Annotated in this window: 2 rRNA genes; both read left to right on the forward strand. The window is 57.0% G+C overall.

What is annotated here, in order from left to right:
• Positions 1-188: 188 nt before the first annotated feature.
• A 16S ribosomal RNA gene (locus tag ACTOQ3_RS43245) occupies positions 189-1713 on the forward strand.
• A gap of 139 nt (positions 1714-1852) precedes the next feature.
• A 23S ribosomal RNA gene (locus ACTOQ3_RS43250) occupies positions 1853-4981 on the forward strand.
• The 16S and 23S rRNA genes sit together here, the layout of an rRNA operon.
• The last annotated feature ends 6 nt before the right edge of the window (positions 4982-4987 follow it).

Raw genomic sequence — 4987 nt, forward strand, 5'->3', positions numbered from 1 at the left:
TTGGTCGGGTCAGGGTGATGGTGTACGCGTCCGTTTCTTGAGAACTCAACAGTGTGTTAAAAGCCAGTGCATGAAGCACAATCCCGTCCAACCCATCCTGTGGGTGGGGGACGGATTCCTTTGGTTGAACATCCGCCGCCGTCGTAGACGGTGGTGGGCTTTCAGCTGGGTAAGGACTGTTCAGACATTGTTTGGAGAGTTTGATCCTGGCTCAGGACGAACGCTGGCGGCGTGCTTAACACATGCAAGTCGAGCGGAAAGGCCCTTCGGGGTACTCGAGCGGCGAACGGGTGAGTAACACGTGAGTAACCTGCCCCTGACTCTGGGATAAGCCCGGGAAACTGGGTCTAATACCGGATACGACACCTCCTGGCATCGGGTGGGTGTGGAAAGTTTTTTCGGTTGGGGATGGACTCGCGGCCTATCAGCTTGTTGGTGGGGTAATGGCCTACCAAGGCGACGACGGGTAGCCGGCCTGAGAGGGCGACCGGCCACACTGGGACTGAGACACGGCCCAGACTCCTACGGGAGGCAGCAGTGGGGAATATTGCGCAATGGGCGAAAGCCTGACGCAGCGACGCCGCGTGGGGGATGACGGCCTTCGGGTTGTAAACCTCTTTCAGCAGGGACGAAGTTGACGTGTACCTGCAGAAGAAGCGCCGGCTAACTACGTGCCAGCAGCCGCGGTAATACGTAGGGCGCAAGCGTTGTCCGGAATTATTGGGCGTAAAGAGCTCGTAGGTGGCTTGTCACGTCGGGTGTGAAAGCTTGGGGCTTAACTCCAGGTCTGCATTCGATACGGGCTGGCTAGAGGTAGGTAGGGGAGAACGGAATTCCTGGTGTAGCGGTGAAATGCGCAGATATCAGGAGGAACACCGGTGGCGAAGGCGGTTCTCTGGGCCTTACCTGACGCTGAGGAGCGAAAGCGTGGGGAGCGAACAGGATTAGATACCCTGGTAGTCCACGCTGTAAACGTTGGGCGCTAGGTGTGGGGACCTTCCACGGTTTCCGCGCCGTAGCTAACGCATTAAGCGCCCCGCCTGGGGAGTACGGCCGCAAGGCTAAAACTCAAAGGAATTGACGGGGGCCCGCACAAGCGGCGGAGCATGTTGCTTAATTCGACGCAACGCGAAGAACCTTACCAAGGCTTGACATCGCCCGGAAAGCTTCAGAGATGGAGCCCTCTTCGGACTGGGTGACAGGTGGTGCATGGCTGTCGTCAGCTCGTGTCGTGAGATGTTGGGTTAAGTCCCGCAACGAGCGCAACCCTTGTTCAATGTTGCCAGCACGCTCCTTCGGGGGTGGTGGGGACTCATTGGAGACTGCCGGGGTCAACTCGGAGGAAGGTGGGGATGACGTCAAGTCATCATGCCCCTTATGTCTTGGGCTGCAAACATGCTACAATGGCCGGTACAGAGGGTTGCGATACCGCAAGGTGGAGCGAATCCCTAAAAGCCGGTCTCAGTTCGGATTGGGGTCTGCAACTCGACCCCATGAAGTCGGAGTCGCTAGTAATCGCAGATCAGCAACGCTGCGGTGAATACGTTCCCGGGCCTTGTACACACCGCCCGTCACGTCACGAAAGTCGGCAACACCCGAAGCCCGTGGCCCAACCAGCTTGTCTGGGGGGAGCGGTCGAAGGTGGGGCTGGCGATTGGGACGAAGTCGTAACAAGGTAGCCGTACCGGAAGGTGCGGCTGGATCACCTCCTTTCTAAGGAGCACCGACCGCCTCATGCGGGACCGACCATCTGTCACATCGGCTTGGGATGTTTGTCCTGGGTGCTGGTGGCGGGTCTGGTGGGTCGCTGTTTGTTGTTTGAGATTTGCATAGTGGACGCGAGCATCTTTGTGGCCAAGTTTTTTAGGGCACACGGTGGATGCCTTGGCATCAGGAGCCGATGAAGGACGTGGGAGGCTGCGTTAAGCCCCGGGGAGTCGCCAACCAGACTGCGATCCGGGGATGTCCGAATGGGGAAACCTAGCACCAGTCATGTGGTGTTGCCTCCGCCTGAATGTATAGGGCGGTTGGTGGTAACGCGGGGAAGTGAAACATCTCAGTACCCGTAGGAAGAGAAAACAAATAGTGATTCCGTGAGTAGTGGTGAGCGAAAGCGGATCAGGCTAAACCGTAGGCGTGTGATAGCCGGCAGGCGTTGCGTTTGCGGGGTTGTGGGACCCTCTGGGAGGAACTGCCGTTCCTCCAGACAGTAAGAAATCCTTCCGATAGTCGAAGCTTCTGGGAAGTTGCGCCGTAGACCGTGAGAGTCGGGTAGGCGAAATTGGTTGGACTGTTTGAGGGGATCCCAAGTAGCACGGGGCCCGAGAAATCCTGTGTGAATCTGCCAGGACCACCTGGTAAGCCTAAATACTCCCTGATGACCGATAGTGAACAAGTACCGTGAGGGAAAGGTGAAAAGCGCCCCGGTGAGGGGTCGTGAAATAGTACCTGAAACCGTGTGCCTACAAGCCGTAGGAGCGTAAACAGAAGCTTGCTTTTGTTTGTGATGTGACTGCGTGCCTTTTGAAGAATGAGCCTGCGAGTTATGGTGTGTGGCGAGGTTAACCCGTGTGGGGGAGCCGTAGCGAAAGCGAGTCTGAATAGGGCGTTTGAGTCGCATGCTGTAGACCCGAAGCGGAGTGATCTAGGCATGGGCAGGTTGAAGCGCGGGTAAGACCGCGTGGAGGACCGAACCCACCAGGGTTGAAAACCTGGGGGATGACCTGTGTTTAGGGGTGAAAGGCCAATCAAACTCCGTGATAGCTGGTTCTCCCCGAAATGCATTTAGGTGCAGCGTTACGTGTTTCTTGCCGGAGGTAGAGCACTGGATGGCTAATGGGCCCGACAAGGTTACTGACGTCAGCCAAACTCCGAATGCCGGTAAGTGAGAGCGTAGCAGTGAGACTGCGGGGGATAAGCTCCGTAGTCGAGAGGGAAACAGCCCAGACCACCGACTAAGGCCCCTAAGCGTGTGCTAAGTGGGAAAGGATGTGGAGTCGCAGTGACAACCAGGAGGTTGGCTTAGAAGCAGCCACCCTTGAAAGAGTGCGTAATAGCTCACTGGTCAAGTGATTCCGCGCCGACAATGTAGCGGGGCTCAAGTACACCGCCGAAGTCGTGGCATTCACATATTATCCGAGCCTTTGTGGTTTAGGTGTGTGGATGGGTAGGGGAGCGTCGTGCGGCCGGGGAAGCAGCGGAGTGATCCAGCTGTGGAGGCTGTGCGAGTGAGAATGCAGGCATGAGTAGCGAATCAGAAGTGAGAAACTTCTGCGCCGGATGACCAAGGGTTCCTGGGGCAGGCTAATCCGCCCAGGGTAAGTCGGGACCTAAGGCGAGGCCGACAGGCGTAGTCGATGGACAACGGGTTGATATTCCCGTACCCGCTACGATGCGCCAATACTGAATCCAGTGATACTAAGGGTCCTTAACCCCCCTAAAGCCTTCGGGCTTGGGGTGAGGGTGAACGCCTGGCCTGAACTGGTAGTAGGTAAGCGATGGGGTGACGCAGGAAGGTAGCCCAGCCCAGGCGATGGTAGTCCTGGGGTAAGCATGTAGGACGCGTTGTAGGCAAATCCGCAACGCATTAAGTCTGAGATGTGATGCCGAGCCGATTGTGGCGAAGTGGGTGATCCTATGCTGCCGAGAAAAGCCTCTAGTGAGTGTCGTGGCGGCCCGTACCCTAAACCGACTCAGGTGGTCAGGTAGAGAATACTAAGGCGATCGGGTGAACTGTGGTTAAGGAACTCGGCAAATTGCCCCCGTAACTTCGGGAGAAGGGGGGCCTTCGCTGGTGACGAGCTTCGCGCTCTGAGCTGGTGGGGGTCGCAGAGGCCAGGGGGAAGCGACTGTTTACTAAAAACACAGGTCCGTGCGAAGTCGTAAGACGATGTATACGGACTGACGCCTGCCCGGTGCTGGAACGTTAAGGGGACCGGTTAGTGGAGTTTACTCCGCGAAGCTGAGAACTTAAGCGCCAGTAAACGGCGGTGGTAACTATAACCATCCTAAGGTAGCGAAATTCCTTGTCGGGTAAGTTCCGACCTGCACGAATGGCGTAACGACTTCCCCGCTGTCTCAACCGCAGACCCGGCGAAATTGCACTACGAGTAAAGATGCTCGTTACGCGCAGCAGGACGGAAAGACCCCGGGACCTTCACTATAGCTTGACATTGGCGTTTGGAACGTCTTGTGTAGGATAGGTGGGAGACGGTGAAGCTATCACGCTAGTGGTGGTGGAGTCATTGGTGAAATACCACTCTGGTCGTTTTGAACGTCTAACTTCGGTCCGTGATCCGGATCAGGGACAGTGTCTGGTGGGTAGTTTAACTGGGGCGGTTGCCTCCTAAAGAGTAACGGAGGCGCCCAAAGGTTCCCTCAGCCTGGTTGGCAATCAGGTGTCGAGTGTAAGTGCACAAGGGAGCTTGACTGTGAGACCGACGGGTCGAGCAGGAGCGAAAGCTGGGACTAGTGATCCGGCGGTGGCATGTGGAAGCGCCGTCGCTCAACGGCTAAAAGGTACCCCGGGGATAACAGGCTGATCTTCCCCAAGAGTCCATATCGACGGGATGGTTTGGCACCTCGATGTCGGCTCGTCGCATCCTGGGGCTGGAGTAGGTCCCAAGGGTTGGGCTGTTCGCCCATTAAAGCGGTACGCGAGCTGGGTTTAGAACGTCGCGAGACAGTTCGGTCCCTATCCGCTGCGCGCGCAGGAGACTTGAAAGGAGCTGTCCCTAGTACGAGAGGACCGGGACGGACGAACCTCTGGTGTGCCAGTTGTTCCGCCAGGAGCACGGCTGGTTGGCTACGTTCGGAAGGGATAACCGCTGAAAGCATCTAAGCGGGAAGCTCGCCTTGAGATGAGGTCTCCCACCACGAGAGTGGGTAAGGCTCCCGGGAGACGACCGGGTTGATAGGCTGGAAGTGGAAGCGCAGTAATGTGTGGAGCTGACCAGTACTAATAGGCCGAGGACTTGACCACAAAGCA

It is taken from the genome of Streptosporangium sp. LJ11, from assembly GCF_051918945.1.
GTDB lineage: Bacteria > Actinomycetota > Actinomycetes > Streptosporangiales > Streptosporangiaceae > Streptosporangium.